The organism is Pseudomonas sp. Pse79 (assembly GCF_024519615.1).
Classification (GTDB): domain Bacteria; phylum Pseudomonadota; class Gammaproteobacteria; order Pseudomonadales; family Pseudomonadaceae; genus Aquipseudomonas; species Aquipseudomonas veronii.
Window position 1 is genome coordinate 1 of sequence record NZ_JALJRR010000034.1, and the last position, 19,208, is coordinate 19,208.

At 64.1% G+C, this 19,208-nt stretch carries 16 protein-coding genes; 10 read left to right on the forward strand and 6 right to left on the reverse strand.

Going from position 1 to position 19,208, the window contains the following annotated elements; translation table 11 throughout:
* The first annotated feature begins 332 nt into the window (after nt 1-332).
* Nucleotides 333-929, forward strand: coding sequence for a MarC family protein (locus NR164_RS27665; RefSeq protein ID WP_017849674.1), 597 nt, complete (start codon nt 333-335; stop codon nt 927-929).
* Here NR164_RS27665 and NR164_RS27670 read toward each other — a convergent pair.
* The 5 genes from NR164_RS27670 to cobG all read right to left on the reverse strand — a co-directional run bounded on the left by NR164_RS27670 (nt 926) and on the right by cobG (nt 6,282).
* Entirely contained in the window at nt 926-1,705 is a 780-nt protein-coding gene (locus tag NR164_RS27670; protein ID WP_046384853.1) for a hypothetical protein, read from the reverse strand. The two genes, NR164_RS27665 and NR164_RS27670, sit on opposite strands and share 4 nt — an antisense overlap.
* Before the next feature lie 237 nt (nt 1,706-1,942).
* The gene (gene cobJ, locus NR164_RS27675; protein WP_256823519.1) at nt 1,943-3,580 is read right to left on the reverse strand and encodes a precorrin-3B C(17)-methyltransferase; all 1,638 of its coding nucleotides are present in this window, start codon (nt 3,578-3,580) and stop codon (nt 1,943-1,945) included.
* Complete coding sequence (locus tag NR164_RS27680) at nt 3,580-4,311, reverse strand: precorrin-2 C(20)-methyltransferase (protein WP_177031677.1); 732 nt, start codon at nt 4,309-4,311, stop codon at nt 3,580-3,582. Before NR164_RS27680 ends, cobJ begins: the two co-directional genes overlap by 1 nt.
* The gene (locus NR164_RS27685; RefSeq protein WP_046384855.1) at nt 4,311-4,937 is read right to left on the reverse strand and encodes a precorrin-8X methylmutase; all 627 of its coding nucleotides are present in this window, start codon (nt 4,935-4,937) and stop codon (nt 4,311-4,313) included. Before NR164_RS27685 ends, NR164_RS27680 begins: the two co-directional genes overlap by 1 nt.
* Nucleotides 4,930-6,282, reverse strand: coding sequence for a precorrin-3B synthase (gene cobG / locus NR164_RS27690; RefSeq protein ID WP_256823520.1), 1,353 nt, complete (start codon nt 6,280-6,282; stop codon nt 4,930-4,932). Before cobG ends, NR164_RS27685 begins: the two co-directional genes overlap by 8 nt.
* Before the next feature lie 38 nt (nt 6,283-6,320).
* On the opposite strand from cobG, the gene NR164_RS27695 reads away from it, so the two are divergent.
* The 9 genes from NR164_RS27695 (at nt 6,321) to NR164_RS27735 (ending at nt 14,313) form a co-directional block, all read left to right on the forward strand.
* Entirely contained in the window at nt 6,321-7,526 is a 1,206-nt protein-coding gene (locus tag NR164_RS27695; RefSeq protein ID WP_057006058.1) for a bifunctional cobalt-precorrin-7 (C(5))-methyltransferase/cobalt-precorrin-6B (C(15))-methyltransferase, read from the forward strand.
* Nucleotides 7,523-8,242 (forward strand): cobalt-precorrin-6A reductase, encoded by a 720-nt coding sequence (locus tag NR164_RS27700; protein ID WP_256823521.1) that lies wholly within the window; start codon nt 7,523-7,525, stop codon nt 8,240-8,242. Before NR164_RS27695 ends, NR164_RS27700 begins: the two co-directional genes overlap by 4 nt.
* Before the next feature lie 356 nt (nt 8,243-8,598).
* Nucleotides 8,599-8,901: a type II toxin-antitoxin system RelE/ParE family toxin gene (locus NR164_RS27705; RefSeq protein ID WP_079442744.1), complete on the forward strand. Its 303-nt coding sequence runs from the start codon at nt 8,599-8,601 to the stop codon at nt 8,899-8,901.
* Between the two features lie 3 nt (nt 8,902-8,904).
* Nucleotides 8,905-9,195 (forward strand): addiction module antidote protein, encoded by a 291-nt coding sequence (locus NR164_RS27710; RefSeq protein ID WP_046485673.1) that lies wholly within the window; start codon nt 8,905-8,907, stop codon nt 9,193-9,195.
* Between the two features lie 96 nt (nt 9,196-9,291).
* A complete protein-coding gene (locus NR164_RS27715) occupies nt 9,292-9,687 on the forward strand; it encodes a DUF2946 domain-containing protein (protein ID WP_256823522.1) in 396 nt (131 codons plus the stop codon).
* Between the two features lie 47 nt (nt 9,688-9,734).
* Entirely contained in the window at nt 9,735-10,217 is a 483-nt protein-coding gene (locus NR164_RS27720; protein ID WP_046384861.1) for a copper chaperone PCu(A)C, read from the forward strand.
* 11 nt (nt 10,218-10,228) lie between these two features.
* Nucleotides 10,229-10,654 (forward strand): DUF2946 domain-containing protein, encoded by a 426-nt coding sequence (locus tag NR164_RS27725; protein ID WP_079442743.1) that lies wholly within the window; start codon nt 10,229-10,231, stop codon nt 10,652-10,654.
* A 93-nt stretch (nt 10,655-10,747) separates the two neighbouring features.
* Nucleotides 10,748-12,823: a TonB-dependent copper receptor gene (locus NR164_RS27730; RefSeq protein ID WP_026140374.1), complete on the forward strand. Its 2,076-nt coding sequence runs from the start codon at nt 10,748-10,750 to the stop codon at nt 12,821-12,823.
* Nucleotides 12,824-12,942: 119 nt separating this feature from the next.
* Complete coding sequence (locus NR164_RS27735; protein ID WP_046384863.1) at nt 12,943-14,313, forward strand: PepSY domain-containing protein; 1,371 nt, start codon at nt 12,943-12,945, stop codon at nt 14,311-14,313.
* Nucleotides 14,314-14,388: 75 nt separating this feature from the next.
* On the opposite strand, the gene NR164_RS27740 is transcribed toward NR164_RS27735, so the two are convergent.
* On the reverse strand, nt 14,389-18,996 hold the full coding sequence (locus NR164_RS27740) for a DUF4329 domain-containing protein (protein WP_256823523.1): 4,608 nt from the start codon (nt 18,994-18,996) through the stop codon (nt 14,389-14,391).
* Nucleotides 18,997-19,208 lie beyond the last annotated feature (212 nt).

A 19,208-nucleotide genomic window follows, 5' to 3' on the forward strand; every position in this document is an offset into this window, starting at 1 on the left:
AAGCTCGCTCCCAATAGCGCTGGAACAGTTACAAATAAGCTGACGGTCACACCGCCATCGGGGGCAAGCCCCCTCCCACACTGAGCCTACGTCTGCCACACAATGGATGAACACCACAGATCCTATGTGGGAGGGGGCTTGCCCCCGATGGCGGTGGACCAGTCACCGATGCATCGACTGAAAGCCAGCGATGGCAAGCTCGCTCCCGATAGCGCTGGAACAGTTACAAATAAGCTGACGGTCACACCGCTATCGGGAGCAAGCTCCCTCCCACATTTGATCTCTGTCGCCTGATAGACTCCGCCAATCTCCTTCTGTCGCGAGCCACCCCCATGCTCCACGTGTTATTCAGCGTTTACCTGAAGATGCTGGTGCTCTACAGCCCGTTCTTCGTGTTGTCCTGTTTTATCAGCCTGACCCGCGGCTATTCGAGCAAGGAACGGCGACGCCTGGCCTGGAAAGTGGCGTTGGCGACGCTGGTGTCGAGCGTCTTGCTCTACCTGTTCGGCCGGGTGATTTTCAGCGTGTTCGGCATCACCGTGGACGCTTTCCGCATCGGCGCCGGCAGTGTGCTGTTCATCTCGGCCCTGGGCATGGCGCAGGGCAAGTCGGCGGTGCAGACCGATAACGTGCAGCAGGATGTGACCATCGTGCCGCTGACCATTCCGCTCACTGTCGGCCCCGGCACCATCGGGGCGCTGCTGGTGATGGGCGTCAGCCAGCCCCATTGGGACGACAAAATCGCCGCCATCCTCAGCATCGCCCTGGCCAGCTTCACGGTGGGCGTGGTGCTGTATTTGTCCAACCGTATCGAACGGATTCTCGGTGACCAGGGCTTGCAGATTGTCAGTCGCTTGATGGGCTTGTTCGTGTGCGCCTTGGCCGCACAAATCATCTTTACCGGGGTGCGCGGCTACCTGGTGCCTTAGATCCGGTATTTGGCGATCGCCAGTTGCACCTTGTCGCCCGCACTCTCACGCATCAACTGGATGGTTTTTTCGTTGACCACCGAGGTATTCAGCACCAGGCAGGTTTGCCCGCTGAAGGCCTCGAACGAGGAACTGTCCCACTCAAGAAAAGGCAGCCCCACGTGCTTGCTGACGCCATGGGAGCTGTAGGTCACCAGCACCATCATGACTTCGCCGTCGGTTTCGGCGCAGGACGCCAAGCCAAAATCGCCGCCCTGATGCACGCTGCTATTGCGCTTGAACAGCTCGAATGACGCCGGCATCTGTTTCAATGTTTCCAGCGCATCGGCGGCCAGTTTCGGCAGCGCCGTCAACAGAGGCCCGGCCAGTGAGGTCGAGGCCAGCAGGGTGGCGATGATATTCAGCGCCGCCAGTTGCACCGTCAGCCCCTTGCCGGCGCTTGAGACCCGCTCGAACCGGCTGCGCACCGGCAGCCAGCCCAGGCTGATCATCACCTTGATAAATTCGTCGTACCAGCCCTCCGTGCCGCGACTGATCTTCAAGACATCGCTGACGTAGCTGCTGGCCAACAGATAGCTTTTGCGGATGTATTCGCGGTTCAGGCCGCTCAGGCCGTCGGCGAACGAGATCACGCCATTGTTGACCACCGCCGCGTTGCAGCCGTCCTCGGTATCCAGCGGTAAAGCCGCGTGCGTCCCCGGCGCGCCGGGCAGCTTATAGGCGGCAATCAATTTGCGCCGCTTGGTGCTGTTGATCCTTCTGTGATGTCGCTCCATTTTCAGTTCTCCACAAGCACCCCACATGGGGCGTGTGTCCACACTAGTCCAGGCGCCGACGGGCTTTCCACACGACAAACATCCCTTGCCGGCAGCGCTCGCAAAGCGCAGCCCAGCATTCGTTGGGCGCCCCACGGGCAGTTCCGGATTTCATCGATAAAAAAAGAAAAAGCCCCGAATCACGGCAGGTGTTCACCCAGCGTCATTCGGAGCTTTCCGGCGCTCGCGCGGCGCTTTTCAGGAGGCCGGTTTTTCGCCATACCAGCGCGGCGTGTACACCCACTCACCGCCGCCGGCGCGCGGGAACGCGCAGGTGGTGGACGAGCCGATCAGCACCATGGTCCGCATGTCCACCTGTTCCGGGGTCAATTGCCCCAGCGTGGTCACGCGCAGGGTCTGGCCCGGCCGCCCGATATCGCGGCCCAGCACCACCGGCGTTGCGGCGTTGCGGTGTTGCGCGACAATCTCCAGGGCACGCCCCAGTTGCCACGGCCGCGCACGCGAGATCGGGTTGTAGAACGCCAGGGCCAGGTCGGCCTGGGACGCGAGGTCCAGGCGCTGCTCGATGATCGACCAGGGCTTGAGGTTGTCCGACAGCGACATCACGCAGAAGTCGTGCCCCAACGGCGCGCCGGCCTGGGCCGCGGTGGCCAGGGACGCGGAAACGCCCGGCAGGATTTCCAGCTCGACCTGGTGCCAGGCCGGGTCGTCGGACTCGTGCAGCGCCTCGATCACCGCCGCCGCCATGGCGAACACACCAGGGTCGCCGGACGACACCACCACCACCGAACGGCCTTGGGCGGCCAGCGCGAAAGCGTGGCGGGCGCGCTGCATTTCTTCACGGTTGTCGGTGCAGTGCTGCACCTGATCGTCGCGGAACGGCCCGGCCATGCGGACGTAGGTTTCGTACCCCAGCACATCGGTACAGCGCGCCAGTTCGGCCTTCACCGCCGGCACCATCAGGTCGGCGGCGCCAGGGCCAAGGCCGATCACCGCAAGGCGGCCACGCGGGCGACCGACCTGGGACACGTCCAAGGGCTGTTCGGCGACCGAAACAACGATGTCCGCCGCTTGCGCCACCTCGGCGAAACGCAGCGGCACGCCTAACTCCAACGCCGCTTCGTGCAACGACGGTTCGGCCATCTGGGTATCGCTGGCCAACAGGCAGGCCAGTGACTGCAGGGCAATCCCCGAGGCATGCAACGCGCCACGCACACGCTGCGCCAATTGCGCGCCGGGCTTGCAGGTGACGCACACGCTCTGTGGATAAATCAGCAACTCGTTGGCCGCCGGTACGCGCTCGGCGCTGCCTACGTGGATCGCCAGGCGCGCCTGTCGGTCCTGCGCCAGGTTGGCCTGGTCAAGCCACGGCGCCGCGCCTTCGATACGCACGCTTTCGCCGGCGAGCAGGTCGCTGACGAAGCGCTTGCCCAGCTCCAGGTCCGCCAGTTGATAACCGGCCGGCGGGTTGAGCAGGCACGTGCCGAAACGCAGCTCGCCACTGGTGGTGATCGCGGCGGCCACGCCCAACGCCGCGGCAATCTCCCGCGCCATATCATTCACCCCGCCCAGGCCACCGAGTAACGGCACCACCGCACTGCCGTCTTCGGCCACGGCCAGTACGGCGGGCTCTTCGCCTTTTTCCAGCAGCAGCGGCGCCAGGGTGCGGATCACGATACCGGCGGCGCACAGCGCGATCAGCGGCGTGCCTTGCTGATAGAGCTGGCGCAGGGTCGCGCCGAATTCGCGGTAGCTCTGGTCCGCGCCGTCGACCCGGCCCAGCAGGCCGTGGATCACCGCGCCCGGATACACCTGCGCAATCCTGCGCGCCGTGGCCAGGCTGCCCTGCCCGAGGATGACGATCGCCGGGCGCATCAACCTTGCCACCGTTCACCGGGCACGATGATCAGCGAGAAATACGGTGAGGACATCGGCTCGACTTGATCCAGCGGGACGATTTTCTGGTTGGCCATGGTCGCGCGCTCCACATACAGCGCACGCTCGGCCAGGCCGAGTTCTTCGAGCACCTGACGCACCTTGGGGAAGTTGCGCCCCAGCTTCATGATCACCGCCGCATCGGCATCCGCCAGGCGACGCTTGAGGTCTTCATGGGGCAGCACCCCCGACAGCACCGACAGGCTCTGGTTGCGATACACCAGCGGCGCGCCGAGCACCGAGGCGCCACCGAGCATCGAACACACGCCGGGGATGACCTGCGCTTCGTAGTGCTCGGCCAGACGGTCATGCAGGTACATGTAGGAGCCGTAGAAGAACGGGTCGCCTTCACAGATCACCGCCACATCGCGGCCGGCGTCCAGGTGCGCGGCGACGTCCTGGCTGGCGCTGTCGTAGAAATCGCTGATCACCTGTTCATAGGACAGCGGCGCCGGCAACGCTTCGGTGGTCACCGGGTACACCAGCGGCATCAGGGTTTGCTGCGCCACCAGGTGGTCTTCGATGATGCCGAAGGCGTTGCCCTTTTTGCCCTTGGCCACGAAGTACGCCACCACCGGCGATTCGCGCAGCAGGCGCAGGGCCTTGAGGGTGATCAGTTCCGGGTCGCCGGGGCCGACGCCCAGGCCGATCAAACGTCCACGTGCCGGCATTATTCGACCTCCGTGGCCAGGGCATTGACCGCCGCGGCCGCCATCGCACTGCCGCCCAGGCGGCCCTGCATGATCACGAACGGCACGCCACGGCTGTCGGCGGCCAGCATCGCCTTGGATTCGGCGGCGCCGACGAAGCCCACCGGGAAGCCAAGGATCAACGCCGGTTTCGGCGCGCCGGCGTCGAGCATTTCCAGCAGGTAGAACAAGGCGGTCGGCGCATTGCCGATCACCACCACACTGCCGGCCAGGTGCGGGCGCCACAGTTCCAGGGCGGCGGCGGAGCGGGTGTTGCCCAGCTTCTGCGCCAACGCCGGCACGCGTTCGTCGCGCAGGGTACAGATCACTTCGTTGTTGGCCGGCAGCCGCGCACGGGTCACGCCTTCGGACACCATCCGCGCATCGCACAGAATCGGCGCACCGGCGGCCAGCGCCTCGCGCCCGGCCTTGCCTGCGCCTGCGGAGAACTGCAGGCCGTCGATCGCCTCGACCATGCCGCAGGCATGAATCACGCGCACCGCGAGTTTTTCCAGGTCGGCCGGGATGCGCTCCAACCTGGCTTCCGCGCGAATAATGGCGAAGGAGTTGCGATAGATCTCCTGACCGTCGCGGATGTAATCAATCATCGGTGTTGCTCCGTGGGTGAGCGCGCAGCAGGGCGCCCGCCGCTTCAATAGAAAGAGTGCGCGCGTGCAGCCGGCCGAAACCGGGCTGGGCTGCTTCGCGAAAATAGACGTCGTAATGGCCGGGGCTGACCGCCAGCAAGGTCACCGGCGCGATGTGCGCGGCGGCGCAGGAACGCGCGCAGCCAGACAGATGTACCGCGTGGCCGGGGCGCAGCGCGGCCAGTTGCATCGCGTCGGCCTTGGTATCGGCCAGGCCTTTGCCGCAGCCGCTGGAGCCGGTGCAGGCGATCAGCTGCGCCAGCGGCTGGTCGGCCGAGCAGAGGAAGCCCAGTTGTTCCAGGCGCGCGGTGATCGCGGCGGCATCCTGGCATTTGGCGTTGGGCAGCAGCAGACCTTGCCAGGGGGTAAAGCGCAGCGTGCCGTCGCCATACTCATCGGCGAGTTGCGCTGCGCCCTTGAGCATGGAGGCGTCGAGTCGACCCAGCGGCGTCACGGCGGTCACGTAGACCCGACCGTGCTGACGCTGTGGATAACTTCCCAGGTGCAGCCACGCCCCGCTGGCCGGGCGCTTGAAGCCATCGACCGGCAATAACGGCAGGTCCAGCCCGACCAGGAAGTTATCCACAGGCAGATGACGCATGCGTGTTTGCGCCGGCGTGGCCAGGTCCAGAAACCGTTCCAACACCGCCACCACCAAGGCATGCCCCTGCTCCAAGCGCACGGCCGCCAACGGCGCATCCAACCCCGGGCAGCCGGCCAGGCCGAACGCGAGCAGTGTTTCGCCGCCCTGCTCAAAGGCCGACAGCCACAGGTCATGGTGATGTTCGAGCATCGCCAGGGTTTCACCGCCATCCAGTTGCACCGCGAACTTGGCCGACAGCTCGTGGAAGCGCGTGTGGTTTTGCAGGGTGGCGAGGATCTGGTCGGCCAGCGGGCGCGTATCGAACAGCATCTGCGGGTCGATACCGGCGCTGGGGCTGAGCATCAGGTTGCGCACGTCGTCACCGGCGGAGGTGCTGGGGCCGAGGCCTGCGGCAAGGAGCATCGCGATCAAGGCCTGCTGCTCGGCGCCGATCCCGCGGATCTGCAGGTTGGCGCGGTTGGTCGCCTCGATCACCCCGCCCGCATAGGCCTGGGCCGCGTCCGCCACGGCATGGGCTTGTGCGGCGCTGATCGCGCCACCGGCCAGTTTGATCCGGCAAATGCCGCCGTCCAACGCCTGGACGATACGCAGCAACCCCGGGCAAGCCGAGGGGCGCAAGGTGTTCAGAGCAGGGATTGGGTTCACGGGGCTACCGGTTCGCGGGTCAAGGCGCGGTATTATGCCTGCTTTGTCCGACGGCATGAAAAGCCTGCCCGTCGGATGTCGTTCAAGGAATTCATATGTCGCCCTGGCTGACGGTAATAGGCATCGGTGAAGACGGCTTCAAAGGGCTCGGCAGAAACGCCCGGCACGCCGTGTTGCGTGCCGCGCGGATCATCGGTGGCCAGCGCCAATTGGACCTGTTGCCAGTGTGCGTGCGCGGCGAACGCCAGTTGTGGCCGAGCCCGTTTTCCCTGGCGCCGCTATTGGCGCGACGCGGTGAACCGGTGTGCGTGCTGGCCAGCGGCGACCCGATGTTCTACGGCGTCGGCGCCAGCCTGGCGCGGCAGGTGCCGGCTGAAGAGATGCTGATTTTGCCGGCGCCCTCCTCTGTGTCGCTGGCGGCGGCGCGTCTGGGCTGGGCGTTGCAGGACGTGATGACGTTATCGGTGGTGGCCCGGCCCTTGGCGGCGTTGAATGCACATCTGGCCAGCGGCGTGCGCTTGCTGGTGTTGAGTAATGACGGGCAGAGCCCTGCCGCGATTGCCGCGCTGTTGGCTGAATCCGGCTTTGGGCCGAGCCGCCTCAGCGTCTTTGAACACCTGGGCGGCGCGGCTGAGCGGCGTGTCGATGGCGTGGCCCACGCTTGGCCGCACGCTGCGGTCGCCGATCTGAACCTGGTCGCCATCGACTGCCTGGCCGACGCCGATGCCCCGCGCCTGTCGCGCCTCGCCGGCCTGCCGGATGTGGCATTCAAACACGACGGCCAACTGACCAAGCGCGACGTGCGCGCCATGACCCTGGCCCGCCTGGCGCCACTGCCCGGCGAATTGCTCTGGGACGTGGGCGCGGGCAGCGGCTCCATCGGCATCGAGTGGATGCGCGCCCACCCGAGCTGCCGCGCCTTGGCGATTGAAGCCGATGCCGGCCGCCAAGGCCTGATCGAACATAACCGCGACGCCCTCGGCGTGCCCGGCCTGCAACTGGTGCGCGGCACCGCACCCGCGGCCCTCGGCGGCCTGGAAACGCCCGACGCGATCTTCATCGGCGGCGGCGTCACCCGCGACGGCGTGCTCGAGACCTGCTGGCAGCACCTGCGCCCCGGTGGCCGCCTGGTCGCCAACGCCGTGACCCTGCAAAGCGAAATGACCCTGATGGCCTGGCGCGCCCGACACGGCGGCGAACTGACCCGCCTCCACGTGGCCCAGGCCCAGCCGCTCGGTGAATTCGACACCTGGCGCCAGGCGCTGCCGATCACCCTGCTGGACGTGATCAAGCCCCTATGAAACCGATCCTGCTACTGGGCGGCGTCACCGAAGCCCTCGCCATCGCCCGCACCCTCGGCCCCGAACATATCTACAGTCTGGCCGGTGTGGGCCGCGTGCCGACCGACCTCACCTGCCAGGTGCGTGTCGGTGGCTACGGCGGGGTTGAAGGGTTGGCGCAGTTCGTGCGCGACGAACACATCGGCCTGATCCTCGACGCCACCCACCCGTATGCGGCACAGATCAGCCACAACGCCGCCCAGGCAGCACGGTTGTGCGGTGTGCCGTGTTGGGCCCTGCGCCGCCCGGCATGGCGACCGCAAACGGGGGATGACTGGCGCGAAGTCGCTGACTGGGCCGAGCTGATCGAGGCCCTGAAACCCTTCAAGCGCCCGCTGTTCACCTTGGGCCGCGAGCCGTTGCAGCATCTTGATGAGATCCCGCAGGAGCAATTCTGGACACTGCGCGCGCTGGAGGTATATCCAGGCAATGAACGCTGCGAAGTCATCGGCGCGCGTGGGCCGTTTCTGATCGAAAACGAGCGTGCGTTGTTCGAACGACAAAAGATCGATGTGCTGATCAGCAAGAACAGTGGCAGCACCGCCACCGAACCGAAGCTGGAAGTGGCGCGCGAGCGAGGGGTGCCGGTGTTGGTGTTGAGGCGGCCGGTGTTGGCTACGGCGGATCGAGAATTTACAGCCGTGGCTGCGGTGCTACAGGCAATATCGTCTCGCTAAACGACACCTCGCCAATGTGGGAACTTGCTCCCGTTCAACGGCGTAGCAGTCGCATGATCGCTGAGTTTGCAGCGATGTCCGCAGACTAGAGATCACGTTTGCGACCAGCAACCTCAAACAAGGTGTCGCACGTTTCTGTTTGTACGAAGACCTAGCCAAAACACCCACTGTTTGGTTTACCCAGCAGAAAGACGATTCACCTTACGACCAACTCCGAACCAGCCGGCTAGTTCAGCCAAAAGCTCCCGCCCTAACCTCCCCTCTCGCGGTTTTGCACCCGCTTCCGCGATGGGGATGCACTGCAGTTGCAGCGCGTCGCAACTTGCCATCCTGTATCCCAAGGAATACGATTTGCGATGATTGAGTTCGAAGAATCCATTGAGTTTGTCAAATGGCTCGAAGCAATGCGCGATCCGCTCGCAAAAGTACGCATTGTGACAAGGCTGCGCATGGCGCAAGCAGGAAACTTCGGCGACTGTGAGGCTGTAGGAGAGGGCGTTTGCGAAATGCGAATCCACCAAGGCCCCGGGTATCGGGTTTACTTCACTCGCCGAGACAAGGTGGTTTATCTGCTGCTGATGGGCGGCGACAAATCAACACAAAGCCGAGACATCCAGCGTGCAATACACATGGCAAAAAATCTTGGCCGCAAGGAGTGACTTATGAGCGAATCCTTTACCCGTTTCGATGCCGCAAAATATCTCAAGACTCCTTTTGAGATGGCCGCCTATCTGGATGCTTGCTTTGAAGAAGATGCTGGCGACGGTCTGTTGATTCGCACAGCGTTGAACGATATCGCTCGCGCCCAAGGCATGACCCAAGTCGCTCGCGACGCCGGCCTGGGGCGAGAAAGTTTGTACAAAGCCCTCTCCAGCACTGGCAATCCCGAGTTCGCGACTATCATGAAAGTCATGAAAGCGCTGGGCCTCAAGCTTCACGCCACCGCGCTCTGACACACTGCGACACCAAACCACACCGCCACTTTTTACTTATCCCCCCCGATCAGGCTAAATACCCGCCTGATCGTTTAACCCTACGGATTGTCCGCCATGGCCCGTCAACGCTTTGCAATCGTCTGGATCGCCTGCTTTGCAGTGCTGTTCAACGCCTTTGCCATGCCGCTGGCCGGGGCGATGCAGCAGTCCAAGGCCCCCGCGCAGCAACTGTTGTGGGGCAGTTTCTGTTCGTCCAATGGCGCCAGCCTGAAAACCGTTGCCCTGGGCAAGTTGGACATTCCGGCACCGCAGCAGGACGATCACTCCGCCATGCAGCATTGCTGGTGTTGCTCGGGCTCGGCGCCGTTGGTGGCGTTGCCGGGGCATGTGCCGCAGTTGTATGTCACGCGGTTCGAGGCGGCGCAGAGCCTGCCGCCGCCGTCATTGCAGTCCCCGACACCGCGCCAGCAATGGCCGAGCCTTAACCCGCGCGCCTCTCCAACGGTCTGATGGTCTTCGCAAGTGAACTGCGTTTAGAACCGTTCTGGAGAACTGCCATGCTCAAATCTTCCCTGCTTCTGGCCGCATTGCTGCTGCCGGTGTTCAGTGCTGCCAATGCCGACGACTTCAAGGCCGGCGACCTGCTGGTCAGCGATCCCTGGTCCCAGGAATTGCCCCCCAACGCGCCGACCGTCGCGGCCTACTTTGTGGTTCACAATACCGGCGAAACCCCGGATCGCCTGCTCAGCGCCAAGACGCCGGTGGCGGACAAAGCCGAACTGCATGAGCATGTGATGCAAGGCGCATTGATGAAGATGCAACAAGTGCCCAGCGTTGCCGTGCCGGCCAAAGGTGACTTGACCTTCGCGCCCATGGCCTATCACGTGATGTTGCTGGGCCTCAAAGACCGCAGCGTACTGGCCGACGGCAAGCACTTCCCTCTGACCCTGACCTTCGAAAAAGCCGGGGACGTCGAGGTGCAAGTGTCCGTACAGAAAGTCCCGCCGATGGCGCCCCACGAGCATAAACACGGCGAGTAGGCCAACACTCGATGGGCGCCCCTCGCGCCAGGTTGTCCGCGCCGCGCCGCAGGCCCGTGAGCCTTAAGCGCGGCAGTTGGATCAGCCTGTTCGCCATGCTGATGATCTTTATCGGTCCGCTGATTTCCCAAGCGATGCCGATGAATCAGCACGCCGGTATGTCCATGAGCATGTCCATGGACATGCCCGAGTGCCACGGCGAACCGCAACACCGTCCACCTCAAAAACAAGCCCCCGACGAACACCACGTCCTCTGGGAAAAGTGCGGCTATTGCAGCCTGCTCTTCAGTTGCCCGGCACTGCCCGGCAGCGTGTCCTACCTCACCCTCGGCGCCCCATCGCCGGCCAACGCCCTCACCCCCTCACCGCGCCTGGGCCATGCCCGGCAGAGCATTTTCCCCGGCGCGCGCAGCCGTGCCCCACCCATCGCCGCGTAAGCACTTGACACCGTTACTTCACCCCGGCCGACGTTAGACAGACAGCCACAGGCTGCTGGCCGTGTTGTTTACGATTGATAGATGGAATTTTTCATGTCCAGGTTTTCTGCTGACACCCGTTTGGGAAGCACTCCCGTGTTCGCCGTTCTGTGCGGCGCGCTCTTGATGCCACAGGCCCATGCCGATACCGATGAGCACGCCGAGCACGAACTGAGCCCCACCGTGATCACCGCGATCGCCCCCAGCTCGCCGCTGACCGTGGTCACCAACCCGAAAGACCCGCGCCAGCCAGTGCCCGCCAGCGACGGCGGCGACTATCTCAAGACCATCCCCGGCTTCGCCCTGGTGCGCAACGGCGGCACCAACGGCGACCCGGTGCTGCGCGGCATGTTCGGCTCGCGCCTGAACATCCTCACCAACGGCAGCATGATGCTCGGCGCCTGCCCGGGCCGGATGGACGCGCCCACTTCGTACATTTCCCCGGAAACCTACGACACACTCACAGTGATCAAAGGCCCGCAAACCGTGCTCTGGGGCCCGGGCGCGTCGGCCGGCACCATCCTGTTCGAGCGCGAGCCCGAGCATTTCGGCGAACTGGGCACGCGGCTCAACGCCAGCGTGCTGGCCGGCTCCAACGGGCGCTTCGACAAAGTCATCGACGCCGCTGCCGGCGGGCCCCTGGGTTACGTGCGGGTGATCGGCAACCAGGCGCACGCCGACGACTACAAGGACGGCAACAACGACACCGTCGCCTCGCGCTACGACAAGTGGAACGGTGACGTCGCGGTCGGTTTCACCCCCGACGCCGACACCCTGCTCGAACTCACCGCCGGCCGCGGCGATGGCGAGGCGCGCTACGCCGGGCGCGGCATGGACGGCTCGCAGTTCCTGCGCGAAAGCCTGGGGCTGCGCTTCGAAAAATCCAATATCGGCGAGGTGCTGGACAAGGTCGAGGCCCAGGTCTACTACAACTACGCCGACCACGTCATGGACAACTACAGCCTGCGCGTCCCGTCGGGCACCGGGATGATGGCAGGCCCCATGGCCTCCAACGTCGACCGCCGCACCCTCGGCGCGCGGATCAAGGCGACCTGGCGCTGGGCCGACCTGCAACTGATCGGCGGTCTGGATGCGCAGACCAACGAACACCGCCAGCGCAGCAGCATGGGCGTCGACACCTACAAGGATTTGCCGCGCAACAAGGACGCCAACTTCCATAACTACGGCGTATTCGGCGAGCTGACCTGGTACGCCGCCGACCGCGACCGCCTGATCACCGGCGCGCGCCTGGACCGCGCCTCGGCCCGGGACTTCCGCCAGACCATCGGCTCAGGCATGTCGGCACGCGCCAACCCGACCGCCGACGACACCCGCGCCGACACCCTGCCCTCGGGCTTCATGCGTTACGAGCACGACCTGGCAGACACCCCGACCACGCTCTACGCCGGGCTGGGCCACGCCGAACGCTTCCCGGACTACTGGGAACTGTTTTCCCCCAACACCGGCGCGGCCGGTTCGGTCAACGCGTTCGATGGCGTGAAACCGGAAAAAACCACCCAGCTCGACTTCGGCGCGCAATACAAGACCGCCGACCTCGAAGCCTGGGCCTCGGGTTACGTCGGGCAGGTACGCGACTTCATCCTGTTCGACTACCGGACCGGAATGATGGGCACCACGTCCCAGGCGCGCAACGTCGACGCACGGATCATGGGCGGCGAACTGGGCGCGGCGTACAAGCTGACCCAAAACTGGAAGGCCGACGCCACCCTCGCCTACGCCTGGGGCAAGAACAGCAGCGACGGTAAGCCCCTGCCGCAAATGCCGCCGCTGGATGCGCGCCTGGGCCTGACCTACAGCGAGGACGACTGGAGCGCCGGCGCCCTGTGGCGAGTGGTCGCCGCGCAAAACCGCATCGATCAGAACAAAGGCAACGTGGTCGGCAAGGACTACGACAAGAGCGGCGGCTTTGGCGTGTTCTCGCTGAACGCGGCGTACCGCATCAATAAAAACTTCAAGGTCAGTACCGGCGTCGACAACCTGTTCGGCAAAGCCTACGCCGAGCACTTGAACCTGGCCGGCAACGCCGGGTTCGGCTACCCGGCCAACGATCCGCAGGCCATCAAGGAGCCGGGGCGCACGCTCTGGACCAAGGTCGACATGAGCTTCTAAAAGCATCGGGGGCAACCCCCCCTCCCACAGTTGGAATGCACTTCAAATGTGGGAGGGGGCTTGCCCCCGATGGCGGTGTAACTGACCCCAAAAAAACAAAACCTTGCGGAGCCCCCCTGATGAGCACACAAAAAATCTCCTTCTACAACCTGGCCTGGCGTTGGCACTTCTACGCCGGGCTGTTTGTCGCCCCCTTCATGGTGCTGCTGGCCCTGACCGGCATCATCTACCTGTTCAAGCCCCAGCTCGACCCGCTGATGTACGGCCACCTGCTCACCGTCCCCGCCGCCGAACGCGCACTGAGCGCCGACGAGCAACTGCAGCGCGCCAAGGCCGCCTACCCCCAGGGCCGGCTCAGCAAATACTTGCCACCGGCCGACGCCACCAGCAGCGCACAGTTCGTCATGCATGACGGCGGCCGCGAAATGACGGTGTTCGTCGACCCGTATCGCGGCACCGTGCTCGGCACGCAGGACGCGAAAAACAACCTGCAAGCCATCGCCCGCGCCCTGCACGGCGAGTTGATGATCGGCACCGTGGGTGACCGCCTGGTCGAGCTCGCTGCCGGTTGGGGCGTGATGCTGGTGATCTCAGGCATGTACTTGTGGTGGCCGCGCGGCAAGTCATCGTCCGGGGTGCTGTGGCCGCGCTTCAACACCCGTGGCCGTGTGTTCTGGCGCGACCTGCATGTCGTCACCGGTTTCTGGGGCGCGGCGTTGTTGCTGGTGATGCTGCTCAGCGGCATGGCCTGGACCGGCTTCTGGGGCAAGCAATACGCCGACCTGTGGAACCGCTTCCCGGCGGCGATGTGGAACAACGTGCCGACCTCCGATCAACAGGCCCGCGTGCTCAACACCGCGACGCAACAGACCGTGCCCTGGGCCATGGAAAACACACCGATGCCGGTGTCCGGCGACCATGCCGAACACATGAACCACGGCGCGATGCATGCCGCCCCCGCCGCGCCCACCATCAGCCTGCAACAGGTGGTCGACCTGGCCACCTCGCGCAAGGTCGAGCCCGGCTACAGCATCACCCCGCCCACCACCGCCGAGGGCGTATTCACTGTCTCGGTGTTCGCCAACGACCCGCGCAATGACGCCACCCTGCATGTGGACCAGTACACCGGCAAGGTCCTCGCCGATGTGCGCTGGGAACACTACAACGGCGTGGCGCGGGCGACCGAGACCGGCGTGATGTTGCACGAGGGCAAGATGTTCGGCTGGGTGAATCAACTGATCGTGCTGCTGATCTGCCTGATGATCCTGCTCAGTGCCGTCAGCGGCGTGGTGATCTGGTGGAAACGGCGGCCGGTGGGCGGCCTCGGAGTGCCGCCGTTGCGTCATGACCTGCCGAAGTGGAAAACCGCGATGGTGATCATGCTCGGGCTGGCGATCGCCTTCCCGTTGGTGGGCGCGTCGTTGATCGTCGTGTGGGCGCTCGATCGCCTGCTGCTGTCGCGGCTGTTTGCGCAGCCTTCGCGGGTTTGACGCCCGGGTGCCGGTCAAGTGCCGCCGGGGACCGGGCGATCCACGGCGGCCGGCTTGGTCAGCGCCGCGCCGTTGTCAGAGTTCGTCTTTGTCCCGGCCGTACAGCACGGCTTGCGGGTCCGGCTCGGCGAGTACGTCCTTGACCTGCCATTCCGCCCCCAGCGCCCCCGGTCGCGTCCAGAAGGTATCGGTTTCCAACACACTCAACGTGCCGGCCGCGCGCAAGCCGCTGACCAGCACGCTGGGCGAAGGCGACGAGTCGACACTCAGCAGTCGCGTCTCGTCCGCCGTGAAACCCGGCACATACTTCAGGAGCGCACCGCCGCGACACGCCAGGTAGACACTCTCGGCGACCGGACGGTTACTGCGGATGATGTCCAGGTACAGGCGCAGATCATTTTTGTCGGCAAAATTGTCCAGCAACCGCTGATCCAGCGCCGATAGATTCAGGCCCAAAGGGATGACTTTGTAAAACGCCTGGAGCGCTTTGATGGTGTAGAAGAACAGCGGATGATCGGGGGTGATATCAAAGCCGAGATGACCGAACCAGAACAGCTGTGAAATCGTGTCCACCAACCACGCACGGTGATCCTCCACCGGCTCAAGCGCCACGAGCCCCCGCGCCTTTGGCGGCGCCAGCACGGCGCCGAGGTATTCGCGGCCCTTGAAGCCGCCCAGCTGTTTTTCGGCCCAGCGCGCGGCGTCGTCGGCATGACCGAACAGCGGCCCGCAAAAGGACAGGAAGTGTGGGTTGTCCTGGGCGGGCCAGGGCGCGGCCTTGGGTTGCCACTGCGCGGTGACGCTTTGTTCCTTGCCCCACACCGTGCTCCTGACACGCACATACAAGTCGCCCTTGGTCGCGAGCCCGCGCACGTAGTCGGCGACGCTGGAGGCGCCTTCGAGCAACTGCGGTCCGAGCGTTCGGGCCTCGCTGCTCAGCGCTTGCCCCTCGTGCTTTCGCAAGGAATACCTCAGCAGCGCGCCGTCGGCGCACAGCAGGTAGAGCGGCAGGGCACCGTTGCCGGCCAGGTTGCTGAGAAAATTGACCGCGCCGGCCAGTACCTGGGGCGAGAAGAAACTCAGCGCCATGTCATCGCTCGTCGGCGCAATCGCCACGGTGGAGGCGCACAGATACAAGCCATCCAGCGTATACCCCTGGGGCAACAGGCCATCGACGAAGACCTGTTCGAAACGCGTGTAATCGGCGCGCACCAACGGCAAGGTCGTCATGTACAGGTTTTTCCGCGCATCCTTGAGTACATAACCGAACTGCACCTGTGCCTGCGGCGACGACACTCGCTGCACATGACGCACGGCGTCGTAAGCCTGGGTAAAGAGCGGACCGCACGGCGCATCGGCAAACACCTGCTTGATCGCCAGCGCCGCGACCTCGGCCAAGTCCGGCACGAACGGCCCGCTCAACCGTCGCGGGTGGCCCCACAGGCGGTTGCCGTTGACCACCCGCAGATCGCCGGCCTTCGCCACCTGCGTGACGAAGTCGACCGGGAGCAGCGTTCCGCTGCGCAGTTGCCGTTCGACTTCATTGTCGGCCACATCCCCCCTGACCAGGTTCAACGGCGCCAACGTCAGCTTGAGCGCCTCCTCCTCCGCCGACCCCGTCAGTTGATAACGCAGGATGCCCCCCTCGGGGCCAAACACATATTCGCGCTTGATGTGGACTTCACGGAACAGCAGGTTCGACAGCACGCTCGTGGGCAACATGCTCTGGTAGACCGCCTTTTGCGTGGCCGAAAACAGTATCTGTGTCTCTTGCTTGAGCACCGAGCGGTAACGCGCGACGATGATACTTCCCGGCGGGTACAGCCCTTGCGCGATCGCCGGGTCGGGATAAATCCAGTTCAGCGCAAAGCCCTGGGGCGGCACCACCAGCGGATCAGTCGCGACGAACACACCATCGGGCAGCCTGAGCAGGACGCCGCCATAGGTGCGGCGCCGGCCCTCACCGACAATGCCCGCGGCATACCGTGCCGCATCGTCCGGGTTGGCAAACGCGGGCCCCACGCGACGGCGGGTCAGGTGTTCGTAACCCGTCCAGGTGCGCGACACCCGCCCTTGCTGGTCCCAGCATTGGCTGGTACGCACCACGTAGAGCTCGCCGCTGTTGGCCCACTCCCTGACAAAGGTCTGCGTCGTCTTTTCACCGGAGGCCAATGCGCTGGCGGCCTGTTCAAAGGCACTTTCCACCGGCCCGCCGCCGCCCACGCGAAATGGCAGCGCGACGAATCTCAACAGGGCCCCCTCCTGCGTTGAAAAGTACACCGGCAGGTTTCTACCGCCGTTGTACTTCACCCCTCTGCGCTGGCTCTCGTACAGCGCCTCGTACAACACCATCGGCATCACAAAATAGCGGGTCAGCCAGGCACTGGATGGCGACAGCCCGGTCGGTTGCCATTGCTGCGAACGAAACAGCCCGCAGAGCGAAAACCCAGCGGGAAACCGATAGTCATTGTCTTCTGTCGGTGCAAACACGCTGTTGAGATTGAACAGCTTGACCCGTTCATTGACGCCCACCACCTCGGTGGCCAGGTACAACGCCTTGTCCCGGTGCTTGAGGATAAACGCAAAGTACGCCTGCTCCGGCAGGTTGCGCCCATGGACCCGCGCATGCAGATCGCGGGCGGCTTCGTCTGCCGTGCCGAACAGCGCGCCATAGGTCACATAGTCGGGAGCGCCGGTTCTGGGCGCGTACTCGAAAGAGGGCGTCCAGTCTTTATAGATCGGCGAACGCGGGCCCCATAACACATTGCCTTGGATCACCCGCAAGTCACCCGCCTCAGCCAACCGGGTGACCCACAGCGCGGGTTTGAACAGACCGCTGTCCAAACGTTTTTGCAGCACGCTGCCGGCCGGTTGCGGCGCAGCGCCGGCAGACACCAATGCCTCATGCGTGGAGCCGCTCGGGGTGTACGCCAGCAGGCAGTCCTCGGCGGCCGACATATACGCCGGGCGCCCCGACTGGATCACATCGTAGATTTGGGCGGTGCCAAAAATCTGCAGGTTGATGAGGGCGTCTTCGCGCGTCCAGTTGCGCTGCTTGACCCAGCCGGGGTCGACCATCGACAGCGCCGGGTGGGAGCCGTAGCGGCCGTGAATCGCGTAAGCCTCGGGAGGGATCAACGGACCGGGTAGCTCCGTCGGAAAAAACAGCCTGAGGGCAAACGGGTTGGCGTCGCTGGCCAGGGGCTGGGTGATAAAGAAGCGGCCTTCTTTGTCCTTGAGTACATAGCCGCCGTAGGTTCGCTCACGTCTTGGGCCGATCTGCTCGTGGGCATACACCGCTGCGTCGTGGGCAGAAATAAAGGGCGGGCTCAATACCGCCGGATAGAAACCGTTCAACACCGCAGAACGGTTGTCCAGCGGGCCGACGACACGCCAGAGCAAGCCGGCCTGGACCACTGACACCGACGTCGCGGCAATCACCCGGCGCACATAGTCACGCGCGCTGAGGCTGCCGGCCTTCAGCGCGGCCTGGGCGCCATTGTCACCGAGCACGCCATCGTCGCCGGTGTTGACCAGCGCACCGGCATCACTGGGCGCTGGCACCTTGAGTTCAAGCAGTGCGTCATCCGAGGTTTCGATGTAAAGGCGCAAACCTCGGCTTTTGTTCTGTATGTCCCGGGTCGCTTCTGACTGCACGATGGCCGCCACCAGCTCCGCAGGGGTCGGGAATGTGGCATACAACCAGGACTCGTTTTCGGGGATGTCCGTTGGCGTGGCTTTAGAGCGGTAGTAGAGGGCTTCGAGCCGAAAGTTGGAGGGCAGCTTCAGTTTGCCGGAGGCTTGCTCGGGGAAGAGCCCGGCGGCAGAGAACAATGCCCTGGGCGCGAGCTCGGGGTAGGTCGCGATGTAACTTTCGCTTTGGGTGTGTTTCAGTACAAACCCGAAGGCATACTCGCCAGCCGCCGACGCCGACAGGGCTAGGGCCGCCATCACGGCCAATTCAGGCTGTGCGAATACCTGGGTGAAAAATGGCTGCTCCTGGGTCACTTGCGTCACGGCGGCATTGACTCTCCAACCCCGCTTCATCTGCCCACGCACGCCTCCCCATTGGCGGTTGGGCACCACTACCCGCAGGTCGCCGGCATCGGCGGTCATCCAGATCAATGACTCCCGATCCGCAGAAGCCGGGAACGGCTCCTCGCCGAGAAGGCGCTTTCTCAGCAGGACCTCCGCCGCCGAACCCGAGGTTGTGTACTTAAGCAGCGAGCCCTCGGGGCCGCACAAATAATGAGCGCGCACCGAGCTGCGGTGCTCAATGATAAAACTCAGGTCCGCAGGCGAAAAAAAACTGATCATCATCGAAGCATGATCATCGCTAATCCCGGGGTTTCTCGCTTTCACCTGCTCCAGGTTCGGCGGGTGAGAATGGTAAAGCGCCTCGCAACTGTAGCCGTTGGGCGCGATGAAGTTGTCGTCGGCATCCGTGGCCAGCAAGATCCGATGATCGAAGGTCAACTGCTGGTCAGCGATTGGCGTCGTGGCGAAGTAGCGGTTGCCTTGTTTAAGAATGGCACCCCCGTATTCCTTGTCGGCCACCGAGTAGTCGATCCGCTCATAAGCCCAACGGGCGGCATCGTCGGCCGACATAAACAACGGGCTGAGCGCCGGAAGGACCGGTATATGTCCAGGGGTTTGTTGCGGCAGTTCCGTAAAGTCATTCATGTTTCACCTCATCGAAGAAAGCGTGCGTCCTGGCAAATAATCGCCGTGACGCACCCCTTCAAAGATGGAGTACACCGCTCGTTCAGAGACGGTAGATAGGTATGACTTATTTAGGCCCTGTACGAAAAGTACTGTCACAAACACCCAATCGCACACGCCAGTGAGGCCATTACTGCATCGCGTTTCGCGAGCATGTCAAAGCGCGCATCGAT

Excerpts from the sequence above, each read along its gene's own strand:
- NR164_RS27665 (WP_017849674.1), top strand. The coding sequence starts at position 333 with ATGCTCCACGTGTTATTCAGCGTTTACCTGAAGATGCTGGTGCTCTAC.
- NR164_RS27670 (WP_046384853.1), bottom strand. The coding sequence starts at position 1,705 with ATGGAGCGACATCACAGAAGGATCAACAGCACCAAGCGGCGCAAATTG.
- cobJ (WP_256823519.1), bottom strand. The coding sequence starts at position 3,580 with ATGCGCCCGGCGATCGTCATCCTCGGGCAGGGCAGCCTGGCCACGGCG.
- NR164_RS27680 (WP_177031677.1), bottom strand. The coding sequence starts at position 4,311 with ATGCCGGCACGTGGACGTTTGATCGGCCTGGGCGTCGGCCCCGGCGAC.
- NR164_RS27685 (WP_046384855.1), bottom strand. The coding sequence starts at position 4,937 with ATGATTGATTACATCCGCGACGGTCAGGAGATCTATCGCAACTCCTTC.
- cobG (WP_256823520.1), bottom strand. The coding sequence starts at position 6,282 with ATGCCGTCGGACAAAGCAGGCATAATACCGCGCCTTGACCCGCGAACC.
- NR164_RS27695 (WP_057006058.1), top strand. The coding sequence starts at position 6,321 with ATGTCGCCCTGGCTGACGGTAATAGGCATCGGTGAAGACGGCTTCAAA.
- NR164_RS27700 (WP_256823521.1), top strand. The coding sequence starts at position 7,523 with ATGAAACCGATCCTGCTACTGGGCGGCGTCACCGAAGCCCTCGCCATC.
- NR164_RS27705 (WP_079442744.1), top strand. The coding sequence starts at position 8,599 with ATGATTGAGTTCGAAGAATCCATTGAGTTTGTCAAATGGCTCGAAGCA.
- NR164_RS27710 (WP_046485673.1), top strand. The coding sequence starts at position 8,905 with ATGAGCGAATCCTTTACCCGTTTCGATGCCGCAAAATATCTCAAGACT.
- NR164_RS27715 (WP_256823522.1), top strand. The coding sequence starts at position 9,292 with ATGGCCCGTCAACGCTTTGCAATCGTCTGGATCGCCTGCTTTGCAGTG.
- NR164_RS27720 (WP_046384861.1), top strand. The coding sequence starts at position 9,735 with ATGCTCAAATCTTCCCTGCTTCTGGCCGCATTGCTGCTGCCGGTGTTC.
- NR164_RS27725 (WP_079442743.1), top strand. The coding sequence starts at position 10,229 with ATGGGCGCCCCTCGCGCCAGGTTGTCCGCGCCGCGCCGCAGGCCCGTG.
- NR164_RS27730 (WP_026140374.1), top strand. The coding sequence starts at position 10,748 with ATGTCCAGGTTTTCTGCTGACACCCGTTTGGGAAGCACTCCCGTGTTC.
- NR164_RS27735 (WP_046384863.1), top strand. The coding sequence starts at position 12,943 with ATGAGCACACAAAAAATCTCCTTCTACAACCTGGCCTGGCGTTGGCAC.
- NR164_RS27740 (WP_256823523.1), bottom strand. The coding sequence starts at position 18,996 with ATGAATGACTTTACGGAACTGCCGCAACAAACCCCTGGACATATACCG.